The organism is Nonomuraea sp. NPDC049158 (assembly GCF_040648335.1).
Classification (GTDB): Bacteria; Actinomycetota; Actinomycetes; order Streptosporangiales; family Streptosporangiaceae; genus Nonomuraea.
In genome coordinates this window covers 113,138-127,058 of the sequence record NZ_JBEZDM010000007.1, presented here as the reverse complement: position 1 = coordinate 127,058, position 13,921 = coordinate 113,138, and the positions used below count along the sequence as shown (strand labels likewise).

At 69.6% G+C, this 13,921-nt stretch carries 12 protein-coding genes; 3 read left to right on the top strand and 9 right to left on the bottom strand.

The window, feature by feature from the left end; all coding sequences use genetic code 11:
• Nucleotides 1-61: 61 nt before the first annotated feature.
• A complete protein-coding gene (locus AB0B61_RS17835; RefSeq protein WP_358432638.1) occupies nucleotides 62-826 on the top strand; it encodes an anti-sigma factor in 765 nt (254 codons plus the stop codon).
• A 58-nt stretch (nucleotides 827-884) separates the two neighbouring features.
• Entirely contained in the window at nucleotides 885-3,131 is a 2,247-nt protein-coding gene (locus tag AB0B61_RS17830; RefSeq protein ID WP_358432636.1) for a M64 family metallopeptidase, read from the top strand.
• On the opposite strand, the gene AB0B61_RS17825 is transcribed toward AB0B61_RS17830, so the two are convergent.
• The 9 genes from AB0B61_RS17825 to AB0B61_RS17785 form a co-directional block, all read right to left on the bottom strand.
• The gene (locus AB0B61_RS17825; protein WP_358432634.1) at nucleotides 3,075-4,070 is read right to left on the bottom strand and encodes an aminoglycoside phosphotransferase family protein; all 996 of its coding nucleotides are present in this window, start codon (nucleotides 4,068-4,070) and stop codon (nucleotides 3,075-3,077) included. The genes AB0B61_RS17830 and AB0B61_RS17825 overlap by 57 nt on opposite strands.
• Nucleotides 4,071-4,124: 54 nt before the next feature.
• A complete protein-coding gene (locus tag AB0B61_RS17820) occupies nucleotides 4,125-4,967 on the bottom strand; it encodes an aldose 1-epimerase family protein (protein ID WP_358432632.1) in 843 nt (280 codons plus the stop codon).
• Nucleotides 4,968-5,022: 55 nt separating this feature from the next.
• Nucleotides 5,023-6,024 (bottom strand): LacI family DNA-binding transcriptional regulator, encoded by a 1,002-nt coding sequence (locus tag AB0B61_RS17815; RefSeq protein ID WP_358432630.1) that lies wholly within the window; start codon nucleotides 6,022-6,024, stop codon nucleotides 5,023-5,025.
• Nucleotides 6,005-7,414, bottom strand: a complete 1,410-nt coding sequence (locus tag AB0B61_RS17810; protein ID WP_358432628.1) for a GH1 family beta-glucosidase — start codon at nucleotides 7,412-7,414, stop codon at nucleotides 6,005-6,007. The genes AB0B61_RS17815 and AB0B61_RS17810 overlap by 20 nt, the downstream gene beginning before the upstream one ends.
• Nucleotides 7,411-8,241 (bottom strand): carbohydrate ABC transporter permease, encoded by an 831-nt coding sequence (locus AB0B61_RS17805; RefSeq protein WP_225295030.1) that lies wholly within the window; start codon nucleotides 8,239-8,241, stop codon nucleotides 7,411-7,413. The genes AB0B61_RS17810 and AB0B61_RS17805 overlap by 4 nt, the downstream gene beginning before the upstream one ends.
• Entirely contained in the window at nucleotides 8,238-9,158 is a 921-nt protein-coding gene (locus AB0B61_RS17800; protein ID WP_358432626.1) for a sugar ABC transporter permease, read from the bottom strand. Before AB0B61_RS17800 ends, AB0B61_RS17805 begins: the two co-directional genes overlap by 4 nt.
• A 57-nt stretch (nucleotides 9,159-9,215) precedes the next feature.
• Nucleotides 9,216-10,556, bottom strand: coding sequence for an extracellular solute-binding protein (locus AB0B61_RS17795; protein WP_358432624.1), 1,341 nt, complete (start codon nucleotides 10,554-10,556; stop codon nucleotides 9,216-9,218).
• A gap of 477 nt (nucleotides 10,557-11,033) precedes the next feature.
• Nucleotides 11,034-12,278: an RNA polymerase sigma factor gene (locus tag AB0B61_RS17790; RefSeq protein WP_358432623.1), complete on the bottom strand. Its 1,245-nt coding sequence runs from the start codon at nucleotides 12,276-12,278 to the stop codon at nucleotides 11,034-11,036.
• A gap of 110 nt (nucleotides 12,279-12,388) precedes the next feature.
• On the bottom strand, nucleotides 12,389-12,820 hold the full coding sequence (locus tag AB0B61_RS17785; protein WP_358433079.1) for a YciI family protein: 432 nt from the start codon (nucleotides 12,818-12,820) through the stop codon (nucleotides 12,389-12,391).
• 435 nt (nucleotides 12,821-13,255) lie between these two features.
• Between AB0B61_RS17785 and AB0B61_RS17780 the strand changes: the two genes are divergently transcribed.
• Nucleotides 13,256-13,810: a serine hydrolase domain-containing protein gene (locus AB0B61_RS17780; protein WP_358432621.1), complete on the top strand. Its 555-nt coding sequence runs from the start codon at nucleotides 13,256-13,258 to the stop codon at nucleotides 13,808-13,810.
• Nucleotides 13,811-13,921: the final 111 nt, after the last annotated feature.

The following is a 13,921-nucleotide window of genomic DNA, read 5'->3' as shown; positions in this document are numbered from 1 at the left end:
GTCCGAAACGCCGAAGTACTAGCGAAGTAATGACGTGACCCCGACCGACGTGGAGTGCGACATGAGCGATGAGCTCCACACCCTTTCCGGCGCCTACGCCGTGCACGCGTTGCCGGACAGCGACGGGGTGCTGTTCGAAACGCATATGGCGCAATGCCCGTCGTGCCGGACGGAGGTGCGGCGGCTGCGCGAGACGGCCGTCCTGCTCGCCCTCGCGGTCGCCGAGCCACCCCCCGCCGCCCTGCGCACCCGCGTCCTCACGGCCGTCGCCCGCACGCCACAGGCTCCCACGCACTCGCCGGGGGACGTGACCGTCTGGGAAGTGGGAGGGCCTTCAAGCCAGCCGCTGCGGCGAGGCCGGGGGCGGGGGAGGGTGGTGGCCGGGCTGGCGGCCGTGTCCACGGCGGCGGCCGTCGCGCTCGGCGTCGTGGGGTTCGACGCCCGCCGCGACCTGGGGAACCTTCAGGCCAGGGACGGCGAGGTCGCGGCGGTCCTGGCCGCGCCCGATGTCCGGACCGTACGGCTGCCGGTCACCGCGGGCGGCAGCGGCACCGTCGTGGTGTCGCGCGCGCGGGGCCGGATGGTGTTCACGTCGTCGGGCCTGCCCGAACTTCCCCAGTCGAGGGTGTACGAGCTGTGGCTGATGGGCCCGGACGGCATCCGCTCAGCGGGACTCCTGGACCGGCGCCCCGATGGCGTCACCACGCCCATGCTGACCGGGGCGGCCAAGGGGGACGAGCGCATCGGCCTCACGGTCGAACCGGCGGGCGGCTCCAAGCAGCCCACCACCCAGCCGGTCCTGTTGGCCGAACTCCCCTCAGCCTGACCAGATTTATCGGCTTTGGGATGAGACGCCGGCACACAACGGGCCGATAATGCGGATCATGCGTAGATCCGCGGCCCTGGTCCTGGCCGCCGCCGTCTTATACATCCCCCCAGCCAACGCAGAGGCAGCCGCCGCGCCCGGCGCTGCCACCGTCGTGCCGGTCCAGGTCACCGGTACGCCCGCCAAACGGTTCAACCTGGTCATCATGGGCGACGGCTACACCGAGTCCGAGCAGGCGAAGTTCCAGGCGGACGTCGACCGGCACCTCAACGTGATGTGGTCCATCGAGCCGTACAAGTCCTACCGCGCCTACATCAACGTCTACCGGGTGGACATCGTCTCCGGCGAGTCGGGTGTCAGCTGCGACCCCGCCCTGACCTCGCCGAAGAAGACCACCCCGCTCAGCATGGGCTTCTGGGGCCAGTGCAACCCCGGCAGCGTCCAGCGGCTGATCACCATGGACAACACGGCCGCCACCCGCTACGCGAACCTGGTCACCGGCACGACCTCGGCCAACCGGCAGATCCTCGCGCTGGCCAACAGCGGGACGTACGGCGGCGCGGGCGGTTCCTACGCGACCGCCTCCGGCAGCAACTCCATGTCCGCCCTGATCAGCCCGCACGAGCTGGGCCACTCCCTGGGCGGCCTGCAGGACGAGTACGACTACTACCAGCGCGGCGTGCCCGGCGGCCCGTACACCGGGCCCGAGCCCGCCTCCGCCCACCACACGCTGCTGACCGAGCAGCAGATGCTCGACCAGAAGAAGAAGTGGTGGCGCTGGCTCGGCGAGCCCAGCGAGTCCGGTGGCCCGATCGGCCGCTACGAGGGCGGCATGTACGCCACCACGGGCGTCTGGCGGCCGAGCCGGCACTCCATGATGAAGACGCTCGGCTACTACTACGACCAGGTGAGCCGGGAGGTGATGGCACAGCGGATCACCGGCAAGACGACGGTGATCCAGGACGCCACCCCGTCGAACGCGCCCGTCGGCGCCGACCGGGTGCTCTGGGTGGAGCCGATGCGCCCGAACGGCCACGCGCTCACCGTCACCTGGAACGTCGACGGCACGGACCGGCCCGCCGAACAGGGCACGGCCCTGGACTTACGCGAGCTCGGCCTCACCCCGGGCACCCACACGGTCAAGGCGACGGTCACCGACCCGACGACCTTCGTCAGGGACCCGGCCATCCGGGCCGCGATGTCCGCCTCCCGCTCCTGGACCGTCGACACGTCCCTGACCACCCCGCCCGACGGCGTCACCCCCGGCATCGTCTCCGCCACCTCGGTGGACCGGCCGCTGGGCCGTACCGGCGTCGTGTACGTGGAGACCACGCACCCGGCGGCGAGCGTTCCCGCGGTCGCGTGGGCGCTCGACGGGAAGCGGGTCGGCGAGGGCGACAGCGACCTGGACCTCGGCGAGCTGAAGCCGTCGGACGGCACGCACACGCTCACCGCCACGGTCGGCGACCGGACGCTGACCTGGACGGTCGACGCCACCTCGCCCAAGACCGGCTATGAGCTGTCGCGGCCGCTCGTCAGGTCCGGCGACACCTACGTCTACAACGGGCCGTTCTCGATGAAGCTGACCGGCACCGACGACCAGGGCGGCTACGTGGTCTCGGAGTCGAGGGTCGACGGCGACGGCTGGTTCAACTACTTCGGCTGGCCGACCTCCTCCGAGCTGCCGTGGACGTTCACCGAGGACGGGACGACCATCGACTCCCTGGTGTACGGCAAGCTCCCCAGGGGGCGGCACACGATCGAGTACCGCTCCATCGACGGCTCGGGCAACTACGGCAAGGCGGGCAGCTTCACGGTCACCACGATCGCCCCGCCGCCCGCCTGCACCAGGACCCTCACCGGTGCCCAGCGCGGCCCGCTGACCGTCGCCGACGGCGTCACCTGCCTGGACCACGCGCAGGTGAGCGGCCCGGTGACCGTACGGGCGGGGGCCTCGGTGGTCGTCACCGGCGGCCGCCTGTCCGGCGCGCTCAACGCCTCGCGGGCCGCCTCGGTGCAGGTTCTCGGCGCGCGGGTGGACGGCGCGCTGACGGTCGACCGCGCCGGGGCGCTGGCCGTCGTGGCCGCCGACATCCGCGGCGCGGCCCTGCTGACCTCGAACACGGCGCCGATCCTGTCGGGCACCACGGTCAAGGGCGCGCTCGCCTGTACGGGCAACACGCCCGCGCCGGTGGACCTGGACGTGCCCAACAAGGTCGCCGGCGTGGGCGCGGGACAGTGCGGCAAGCTAGGCGCGGGAGCCGGGGGCACCTCCTACGAGGCGGTCCAGGACGTCCGTGAGTGAGGTGGTGGACAGGTCGCGGGCCCGCGCGTACTCCGACTCGGGGTACTGCCGCGGCCCGTTCTCCACCAGCAGGATCAGGTAGAGGTAGGCACGATAGAGGTCGAGCCGGGTCCGCGCGGCGGGGGTGAGCTCCAGCGGGGTCACCTCGCGGTACCCGGCCAGCAGCGGGTCGTCGTCGCGCAGCTCGCCGAAGATGGTCGGCGTGACGAACTCGGCCAGCGGATCGCCCCAGAACGCCCGCTCGTGGTCGATGATCGCCTGGATCCTGGGCGTCCCGGAGACGTCCAGGAAGACGTTGCCGGCCCAGACGTCGAAGTGGACGAGGTGCGGTGTGGTCACCTCGTCCAGCACGGGCGCGGCGGCCGCGAGCACCGCGCCGATCTCCGCGACGGGCCGGGGGAGCGGCGTCGGGTAGCGCTCGGTGTCGGCCAGCAGCGCCCCCACCATGGCCAGGTACGCCTCGCGCCAGGTACGGCCGGTGATGCCCGCGTGCGGGTAGCCGAACACCTCGCCCGTCACCGAATTGAACCTGGCCAGGTGGCGGCCCAGCTCGCGCCGGAGCGCGTCGTCGCCGTCCGGTTTCACGTCGTTCCACGACACGCCGTCCAGCGTCCCGAACAGCAGGTAGTCGCCGCCGAGCACCGGATCGTCGAACCCGGCGGCCAGCAGCGTGGCCACCGGCACGCCCGCGGCGACGGCCAGCTCGCAGGCCGCCGCCTCCATCCGCAGCAGATTGCGTTCGTAGCTGAGCTGGTCCAGCTCGGGGGAGGGAGCCAGCTTGAGTACCACGTCGCGGCCGTCGTCGAGGAGGAGCCGCCAGACCGCGTTGGCGTAGCCGTCGGTGAGTTCGGTGGATCGGGTCACGCCCGCGCCGAGCGCGCGCCGGGCGAGATCGTCGAGCTCGGCGGGCGATAGACGCCGTTTCGTCCTGCTGTCCACGAGACCTGATTGTGGGGTCAGGCCGCGCTGATCGTCCAGCTTGTCCTGAGCCCGTTATGCGGCGCTGATCGTCCAGCCGGCCACGTGCTCGCCGCCCGGTTCGAGCACCACCACGTCGGTGCCGGAGTTGAACGCGTCGGGCGGGCAGGTCATGGGCTCCACGGCCACGCCCTCGTAGCCGAGCTGCTTGCTGGTGCAGACCTGCACCCACGGCAGCACGGCCGGGTCCCACGTCATGCGTACGCCCCCGACCCGGGCCTCGCCGGCCGCCAGCCCGGTGAACGCGTGGTCGATCACGTCGCCGTCGAGCGGCCTGGCCTCGCGGAAGTCGTACGGGGAGCCGGACACGTCGTCCAGGGAGCGGGGCAGCAGCTCCGCGTCGGTGACCAGCACCTTGGCGGCGGGCAGCTCCAGGTCGTCGCCGAGCAGCCAGGGATGGGGGCCGCAGCCGTAGGGGGCGGCCTCGGCGCCGTCGTTGCGGGCGGTGACCGTGGTGGTCAGCCCGTGCTCGTCGAGCCGGTGCAGGACCCGCAGCGTCAGCGTGAACGGGTAACCGGCCGTGGGGGTGATCGTGTGCGCCAGGCGTACGAAGGCGTGGTGGTCCTCGGCGGCCAGCAGCTCCACGACCTGCCAGTCGACGCCGGACACCAGCCCGTGCAGGGCGTGGCCGCGCTCGGGCTCGCTCACCGCCAGCTCGTGCGTCCGCCCGCCGAACGAGTAGCGGGCGCCGCCCACCCGGTTCGGCCAGGGGGCGAGGATCGTACCCGCGAAATAGGGGACCGGGCCCTCGGCGGGCCAGCTCGTGATCAGGTCGCGGGCGCCGTGGCGAAGCGTCCTGAGCGCGGCGCCGCGCGGGCTGATCCGCGCGGTGTATCCGGCGGCGGCGAGCTGGGGCACGGCAGGATCCTCTCTCGGGGGTCAAGCAGGGGGTCGGGCAAAGGATATCCCGAGGTCAGGCCGACGCCCGGCGCACCAGATGGGTGTCGAGGATGACCACGGGCTGGCGAAGCACCTCGCCGTTGATCCGCGCGACCAGCAGCCGGGCCATCTGGCGGCCCATCTCCTCGGCCGGCTGGTGCACGGTGGTCAGCGGCGGGTCGGCGTGCAAGGCGACCTTGGAGTCGTCGAACCCCACCACCGCCACGTCGTCCGGGATGGCCCGGCCCTCCATCTTGAGCACCCGCATCGCCCCCACCGCCAGCGGGTCCGAGGCGGCGAACACGGCGTCGAGCTCCGGCTCGGCGGCCAGCAGCTCGCGCATGGCCGCCGCGCCGCTCTCCTCGGAGAAGTCGCCGCCGTAGGCGACCAGCTCCCGCGCGCCCAAGGTGAGCAGCGCGTCGTGGTAGCCGGCCAGCCGGTCGACGCCCACGCCCATGTCCTGCGGCCCGGCGATCGTGGCGATGCGCTGTCTGCCGAGACCCAGCAGGTGTTTGACCGCCTGCCGGGCCCCTGCCCGGTTGTCCATGTCGACGTAGCTGTAGGGGGTGAGGCCGACCGGGCGGCCGCCCAGCACGGTCGGCACGCCCATCGCCTCCAGCCGGCCGGGCAGCGGGTCGGCGCCGTGCAGCGACAGGAGCAGCACGCCGTCGACGTGCTGCCCCGTCAGGTAGTGCTCCAGGCGTTCGTGCTCCTCCTGCGACTGGGCCATGGCCAGGATCAGCTGCAGGCCCGTCTCGGCCAGCGCCGAGCCGATGCCCCTGATGGTCCCGGCGAAGTAGGGCTCGTCGAAGACGCGCAGCTCGGACTCCGACACCACCAGCGCCACCGTGTCGGTGCGCCGGGTGACCAGCGCCCGCGCCGCGCGGTTGGGGACGTAGCCCAGCTCCTGGATGGCCCGTTGCACGGCGTCGCGGGCCTTCTCGCTCACGTTGGGTGAGCCGTTGATGACTCTGGACACCGTGCCACGGCCTACTCCGGCCAGAGCAGCGACTGCCTCAAGAGTCGGTCGGTTCATGACGCCTATTCTGCCGGATGATCTCCGAGTACCAGATCGCGCTGTCCTTGAGCACGCGCCGCTGGCTCTCGAAGTCCACGTGCACGAGGCCGAAACGCTTGCCGTAGCCCCATGCCCACTCGAAGTTGTCCATAAGCGACCAGGCGAAATAGCCCTCCAGCGGCACCCCGGCGTCGATCGCGTCGCGGCAGGCGCGCAGGTGGTCCTCGAAGTAGGCCACCCGCTCGGAGTCGTGCACCCGGCCGTGCTCCAGGACGTCGTCGAAGGCCGCGCCGTTCTCGGAGACGACCATCGGGATCGCCGGGTAGTCCCGCGCCACCCTGGTCAGCACCTCCACCAGGCCGCCCCGGTCGATCTCCCAGCCCATCGAGGTGACCGGCCGGCCGCCGTCGACGAACGACACGTGCTCGCTGCCCACCCAGGGCGAGGCGGAATCCGTGGGCGCCGCCGCCGCCGAGGCCCTGCCGCCTGGTGCTCCCGAAACCGTGAAGCGGCTGTAGTAGTTGACGAGCAGCACGTCGATCGGCGCCTTGATGGTCGCCAGGTCACCGTCCCTGATGAAGCCCAGGTCCATCCCGAGGTCGTCGAGGACGTCCTGCGGGTAGCGGCCGGTCATCAGTGCGTCGAGGAAGAACCGGTTCTGCAGCCCGTCGATGCGCCGCGCCGCGTCCTGGTCCGCCTCGCTGTCGGTGGCCGGGGTGATCGCGTAGAGGTTCACGCAGCCGCCGACCCGCCTGGCGCCCATCGCCTGTACGGAAAGGCCGTGCGCGAGGTTGAGATGGTGCGCGCCCCTGATCGCGTTCTCCGGCTCGCGACGGCCAGGGGCGTGCTCACCCGAGGCGTAGCCGAGGAACGCGGTGCACCATGGCTCGTTGACGGTGCTGAAGGTGTGCACGTGGTCCTTCAGCGCCTCGTGCACGGTCGCCGCGTAGTCGGCGAAGCAGTAGGCCGTGTCGCGGTTGGGCCAGCCGCCCCTGTCCTCCAGCGCCTGGGGCAGGTCCCAGTGGTAGAGGGTCAGCCAGGGGTCGATGCCGTGCTGCCGCAGCTCGTCGGTGAGCCGCTTGTAGAAGTCGAGGCCCTTCTGGTTGACCTTGCCCGACCCGTCGGGCTGGATCCGGGGCCAGGAGACGGAGAAGCGGTAGGCGGTCAGGCCCAGCTCCGCCATGATCTGGGCGTCTTCCCGGTATCGGTGGTAGTGGTCGATGGCCACGTCCGCGTGGTCCCCGTTGAGCACGCGGCCTGGGGTCTTGGTGAAGGTGTCCCAGATGGAGATGCCGCGCCCGTCCTCGGCGACCGCGCCTTCGATCTGGTACGCCGAGGTGGCCGCGCCGAACGCGAATCCCGTCGGGAATTGCAGCCCGGCACGCGTCTGTTCCTCTTGTGTCGTCACGCCTTGACCGCACCTTCCATGAGTCCGCCGACGATCTGGCGGCCGAATGCGACGAATACCGCGATGAGCGGAATGATGGACAGCGCCGTTCCCGCGAAGATCAACGTGTAGTTGGTGGAGAACCTGGCGTTCAGCGAGGTGATCGCGATCTGGACGGTCGGATTGTCCGGAGTGAGGACGATCAGCGGCCACATGAAGTCATTCCACATCAGCATGAACGTGTTGATCCCGAGCACCGCCATGCCCGGCCGTACGGCCGGCAGCACGACGTTCCACCAGATCCGCAGGGTGGCCGCGCCGTCGACCCTGGCCGCCTCGACCAGCTCCATCGGCACCGCCTGGCGGGTGTACTGGGTCATCAGGAACACGCCGAACCCGTTGAGCAGGTACGGCAGGATGACCGCCTTGAGGGTGCCCGTCCACTCCAGGCTCACCATCAGCCGGTAGAGCGGCACCACGCCCATCTGCTGCAGCGGCACCGCCATCGTCAGCAGGACGGCCAGGAGCAGCACGTTCCTGCCCTTGAACGACAGGTTGGCGAAGGAGAAGCCGGCCAGCGTCGAGATGATGACCACCGAGACGGTGACCACGCTCGCCACGATGAACGAGTTGGTCAGGCCGAGCAGGAAGTGGGCGTCCTCGTTGTTGAGCACCGCGACGATGTTCTGGCCGAGGTTGCCGCCGGGCAGGAACGGCGGCGGCACCGCGACCGCGTCGGCGTTGGTGCGCGAGGCGATGACCAGCATCCAGTACAGCGGGAAGGCGGACAGCACGATGGCCAGCGCCAGCATGACCCGGGTGATGAGGGTCGGCGACCAGTTGGTCATTTGGTGCCCCCGATCCTGCGGACGAACAGGAAGTTGATCAACGCGCCGATGAGGATGAGCAGGAACAGCAGCCAGGCCGCCGCGGCGGCGTACCCGTAGTCGAACTCGCGGAAGCCCTGCTTGACGACGAACATCGCGACCGTCTGGAACTGGCCCTGCGACCCGCCGTCGACGTTGCCGTTGTAGAACGTCGTCGGCTCGGAGAACAGTGTGAGCCCGCCGATCGTGGAGTTGAGCACCACGAAGATCATGGTCGGGCGGAGCATCGGCAGGGTGATCTGCCAGAACTGCCGCCGCCGCGAGGCTCCGTCGATGGCCGCAGCCTCGTACAGGTCGCGCGGGATCGTCTGCATGCCGGCCAGGAAGATGATCGCGTTGTAGCCGGTCCAGCGCCAGTCGACCATGGTGGCGATGGCCAGCCACGACGGGACCCGCTCGGCCCGCCAGTTGATGGCGTCCATGCCGAACCAGCTGAGGATCCAGTTGACCAGGCCCCAGTCACGGGCGAAGAGCTGGGTGAACACGACCGCCACCGCGACCACCGAGGTCACCAGCGGCAGCAGCACGCTCATCCGGATCGCCAGGCGCAGCCGGAACCGCTTGTTCAGCGCGTTGGCCAGGAACAGCGCCAGCAGCAACTGCGGAATGGTGGCCAGGAGGAACATGCCGACCGTGTTGGTGACGGCGTTCCAGAAGTCCTCGTCGGCCAGCAGCTTGGCGTAGTTGCCCAGCCCGGTCCACTTCGTGGTCCCGGCCAGGTCGTAGTCGTAGAGCGAGTAGTAGAGGGTGAACGCCAGCGGGAAGAGCCCGAAGGCGGCGAACAGGATGAAGTACGGGGACACCAGCGTGTACGGCATCACCTTGACGTCCAGTCTGGAACGCCAGAGACGGCCGGTCGGAAGGGTGTCGATACTCATAGGAGACCTTTCGGCGGCAGTAGCCCGGCCCGCTCATGGCGGGCCGGGCGGGGAAGATCAGCCCGCGGCCTTCACCGCGTCGTCGACCAACTGCTGCCAGGCCTTGCCGTAGGGGACCGAGCCGTCGTCCATGCCCTGGATCACCGACTCGATGGCGTTCTTGACCTGGGCGTGCTTGACGCCGAGGAAGACCGGCTGGAGGCTCGACGCCGACTTGGCGAAGATCTCGCCGATGGGGGCGTTGTTGAAGAACTCGTTCTTCGCGCTCTGCACGGCCGCGTCCTGCTGCGCCGCCGTGTTGCTCGGCATGTTGCCGAAGTCGGTGAAGATGCTCGCCTCGGTCTGCGCGCTGGTCAGGTAGTCGGCCACCGCCGCGGCTTCCTTCGGGTGCTTGCTCTGCTTCGGCACCGACAGCCAGGAGCCGCCCCAGTTGCCGCCGCCGCCGGGTACCGCGGCCACGTCCCACTTGCCCTTGCCGCCGTCGCCCGCGTTGCCGCTGACCACGCCGAGCATCCACGACGGGCAACCGACCGTGGCGAACGCGCCCTTCTGGGTGCCCGCCGCCCACTCGTCGGTGAAGTTACGCAGCTTGGCGGTCAGGCCCTGCTGGCTCATCTTCGTGGCGAAGTCGAAGCCCGCCTTCACCGCCGGGTTCTTGTCGACGATGAGGTTGTTGTCCTTGTCGAAATAGGTGACATTGCCGTTCTTGGCCGCCTCCTGGTACAGGACCACCTGGTAGAGGGTGTTCGTGCCATCGGCGAACTTGGTGTCCTTCACCTTCGCCTGGAACTGCTGGCCGACCTTCATGAAGGCGTCCCAATCGGGCCACAGGGCGCTGACCTTGTCCCGCTCGGCGGGCAGCCCGGCCTTCTTGAACAGATCCGAGCGGTAGCAGATGCTCATGCCGCCGATGTCGGTGCCCAGGCCGAACAGCTTGCCGTCGCCGGTGAGGCCGTTCTCCCACTTCCATGCGGGGAAGTCCGCCTTGCGGGAGTCCAGGCCGAATTCCTTCAGGTCCGCCCACCACTCCGGGTGCGCCTTGGCCAGGCCCATGCCACCTTCGTCGATGCCGACCACGTCGCCCGCACCGTTGCCGGCCTGTAACCACTGGATCATCTGCGGCCAGTACTGCTGCTCGAACTGGTCGGTCAGGTGCTCTTCCTTGATCTGGATGTCCTTGTGCTCGGCGTTCCACTTCGTGATGGCGTTCTTGTAGCCGAAGTTCGAGCCGCCGCCGAAAGTCTGCACCCGGATCGTGACCGGTTCGGCGGCCGCCGAGGACGCGGGTGCGTTGCTGGCCGCCGGAGTGCCGCCGGAGCCGCAGGATGCGACGGTCAGCGCCGCCGCCGCCAGGGCGGAAGCCGCGGCGAGACCGCCGCGACGCTTGCGGTTCATCATGGTGGACCCCTTCTCGGGTGTATGGGTGGGGAGGTGCACCGCGGCACACGCTCCGGGCCGCGGTGGGAAATCCTTGGGAGCGCTCCCACAAAGGGTGCACTTATGGCCTGTGCCCGTCAATGCGCTGAAACGCAACCGTTACCAATGGTGCGATTTCTCATCCTGAAAGGGGATTTTTGGTGACTTACGGCGCAAAGGGCCGTTTGGGAGCGCTCCCATCACAAGGGACTCGTTTGTGTTTGCTTCCTGGGCATGTCGCCCACCCACTGCGGCCTTTTCTCGTGGTCACGCCTGTGGTCACGCCCGCGGTCGGATCTGCCGCGTCCGTCGCGGCGTCCGTACGGCGTGTCGGGGCTGTCGCGGCATCTGTCGCGGCATTCGTACGGTGTGCTGGGTTTGTCCCGGCGTTCGGACGGTGTGCCGTCGGCGACCGGCAGGCGACGGCCATCAGGGAGGCGGCCATCATTGTGACGGCGATCAGCAGGCGGCGGCGCGCTCTCGCAGCAGGGTGCGCTCGCGGGCGTTGCGGGTCATGGCCGCCGCCCGTTCGAACTCGGCGCGCGCCTCACCCTGTCGCCCCAGCTTGACCAGCAGATCCCCGCGTACGCTCGGCAGCAGGTGGTAACCCTTCAGCGCCGGTTCGTCGACCAGCTGGTCCACCAACTCGAGCCCGACCGCCGGGCCGTACGCCATGGCGAGCGCGACCGCCCGGTTGAGCTCGACGACCGGAGAACGCGACATCCGCGCCAGCGCCTCGTAGAGAGTGGCGATGGCCCGCCAGTCGGTCTCCTCGGGGGTGAGCGCCCTGGCGTGAGAGGCGGCGATGGCGGCCTGCAGCACGTACGGGCCCAGGTCGCCGCCGAGATCCTCGGCCCGCTCGAGCGCGTCCAGGCCACGGCGGATGAGCAGGCGGTCCCAGCGGCTCCGGTTCTGCTCCAGCAGCAGGATCGGCTCGCCGGACGGGCCCACCCGGGCCGCCGCGCGCGACGCCTGGATCTCCATCAACGCGACCAGGCCGTGCACCTCGGGCTCCTTGGGCATCAGCCCGGCCAGCACCCGGCCGAGCCGCAGCGCGTCCTCGCAGAGTCCCGGCCGCATCCAGTCGTCACCGGCCGTCGCCGAGTAGCCCTCGTTGAAGATCAGGTAGATGACCTCCAGGACCGATGACAGGCGTCCGGCCAGCTCCTCGCCCTGCGGCACCTCGAACGGCACCTGCTTGTCGGCCAGCGTCCGCTTGGCCCGTACGATCCGCTGCGCCACCGTCGGCTCCGGGACCAGGAACGCCCTGGCGATCTCGTCGGTGCTCAGCCCGCCGAGCACCCGCAGCGTGAGCGCCACCCGCGCCTCCGTGGACAGCACCGGATGACACGCCGTGAACACCAGCCGCAGCAGGTCGTCCTCGATCTCGTCCGTGCCGGGCAGCTCCTCGTCGGCACCCGGCTCCTCCGACAGCTCACGGCCCATCTCGGCCAGCTTGCGCGCGTAGCGCTCCTGACGGCGCAGCAGATCGATGGCGCGGCGCTTGGAGACGGTCATGAGCCAGGCCCCGGGATTGCCCGGCACCCCCGACTCCGGCCACTGCTCCAGCGCCGCGACCAGCGCGTCCTGGGCCAACTCCTCGGCCAGAACGAGGTCGCGCACGAGCCCGGTCAGGCCGGCGATGAGCCGCGCCGCCTCCATCCGCCAGACCGTCTCGATCGCCCGATGCGTATCGGAAGCCATCACCTGGCCATAAGACCAGCCCGCCCCACCCCCCGCAAGCCGGGACCGGAGCCTGGTGGGCGATTCGGGCCCGCAAACGGAGAGTTGGGCTCGCGGGCGGGAAGCGGCTTCTATTGTTCGGCGGAACCCGTCAGGCGCTCGCGCAGTGCCGCCTCGCGTTCGGTCGCCTCGGGAGTCATCGACTCGTCCGGCAGGTCGGAGGCGTCGAACACCTGCCAGACATCCAGCCCGACCCCCTCATGCCCACCGGGAACCGGCACCCGCAGCGCCCATTCGATGGCCTCCTCCCGAGACTTGACCTGGATCAGCCAGAACCCGGCGATGAGCTCCTTGGCCTCGGCGAACGGCCCGTCGAGCACCTTCGCCTTGCCGTCCTTGGTGTAGGCGATCTGCGCACCGTGGGAGCTGGGGTACAGCCCTTCGGCGGCCAGCAGCACCCCCGCCTTGGCCAGGCTCTCGTTGTAGGCACCCATCGCATCGACGAGCTCCTGGCTGGGCAGTTTGCCGGCCTCGGTCGCCTCGTTCGCCTTCCCAACGATCATGAACTTCACGATCCGCCTCCTTCACTCTCACGAACGTCACTCTCACGAACGCGTCGAACGGTCATACCCCGAATCGACATGTGAGCAGAGATCCTTCACGAGGAGACGTCGTAGCGGTCCCAGGCACCGCGAACCAAGACCGGCGCTTTCGGCCCTCCGACGGCTTCGGCCCTCGGCGGAAAGGGCCGGCGATCTACGTTCCAAGCAAGGACCCGGACAGCTTCCTGGCCATGATCCGGGCTTGGGATCCGCCGTAGTCCGCTTCCCGCCAGTTCTTGCGGTAGTAGGGAAGGGTAAGGAGAAGGGTATCGACAGCGTCTTCCCTGCCCTCGCTGGCAGATCGCCTGACACGCTGCGCATACTCGGCGGCTCCGTTGCCTGTTCACTACTCTGACATGCAGACCTGGCCCGCTCAGACCTGAGGGAAAACCCACAATGGCTGACACCCACAACGCCATCACCCTTCTCCTCGACCGGGGTGTACGCGAGGGGGTATTTCCAGCCGCTGTATGGGCCACAGGCGACGCCGACACCATTCTCGACGTCGGTGCCTGCGGGCTGGCCGATCCCGCCGTCCCCACCTCGGCGGTGGGGACCGATACTCTCTGGGATGTCGCAAGTCTCACCAAGATCGTCGCGGCGTGGTCGGTCATCGGCATCTTGTGGCACGACCAGCAGCTTCCGCTGGATGACCCGCTAAAGACCCTCTGGCCGGAAGTCGTCGGTTACCCGCTCGGCCATGTCACGGCCCGCCACCTCCTCACTCACACCGCGGGCGTGCCACTCCGCGCCAACCTCCGAGACCTCTACGGCACCGATCCCCAAGCCATCCGCAACGGGTCCTTCGCCAAGAGCTGCACCGCCCGCCGGGCGAAGCCGTGGAGTACACGGTTATCTGGACAGGAGGACAACCTTCCTTCCCCTTCGCCTAGCCATGCACAGCTCCGGCCCTGGCCCATGATGGTGGGCAGGCATGAGCATCGGTCTTGAGGAGCCGATCTTCCCCGGAGCTGTGTGGGCCATCGGCGAATCGAGCGAGGAGCTCGGCGTCAGCGGCCGAACCGTCCGCAGCGCCGCCGGCACCTCCTGGCGACGAGGGCG

Bases quoted from the DNA above. Each gene is read 5' to 3' on its own strand.
- AB0B61_RS17830 (WP_358432636.1), top strand. From the start codon at position 885: ATGCGTAGATCCGCGGCCCTGGTCCTGGCCGCCGCCGTCTTATACATC.
- AB0B61_RS17795 (WP_358432624.1), bottom strand. From the start codon at position 10,556: ATGATGAACCGCAAGCGTCGCGGCGGTCTCGCCGCGGCTTCCGCCCTG.
- AB0B61_RS17780 (WP_358432621.1), top strand. From the start codon at position 13,256: ATGGCTGACACCCACAACGCCATCACCCTTCTCCTCGACCGGGGTGTA.
- AB0B61_RS17790 (WP_358432623.1), bottom strand. From the start codon at position 12,278: ATGGCTTCCGATACGCATCGGGCGATCGAGACGGTCTGGCGGATGGAG.
- AB0B61_RS17815 (WP_358432630.1), bottom strand. From the start codon at position 6,024: ATGAACCGACCGACTCTTGAGGCAGTCGCTGCTCTGGCCGGAGTAGGC.
- AB0B61_RS17805 (WP_225295030.1), bottom strand. From the start codon at position 8,241: ATGACCAACTGGTCGCCGACCCTCATCACCCGGGTCATGCTGGCGCTG.
- AB0B61_RS17800 (WP_358432626.1), bottom strand. From the start codon at position 9,158: ATGAGTATCGACACCCTTCCGACCGGCCGTCTCTGGCGTTCCAGACTG.
- AB0B61_RS17785 (WP_358433079.1), bottom strand. From the start codon at position 12,820: ATGATCGTTGGGAAGGCGAACGAGGCGACCGAGGCCGGCAAACTGCCC.
- AB0B61_RS17835 (WP_358432638.1), top strand. From the start codon at position 62: ATGAGCGATGAGCTCCACACCCTTTCCGGCGCCTACGCCGTGCACGCG.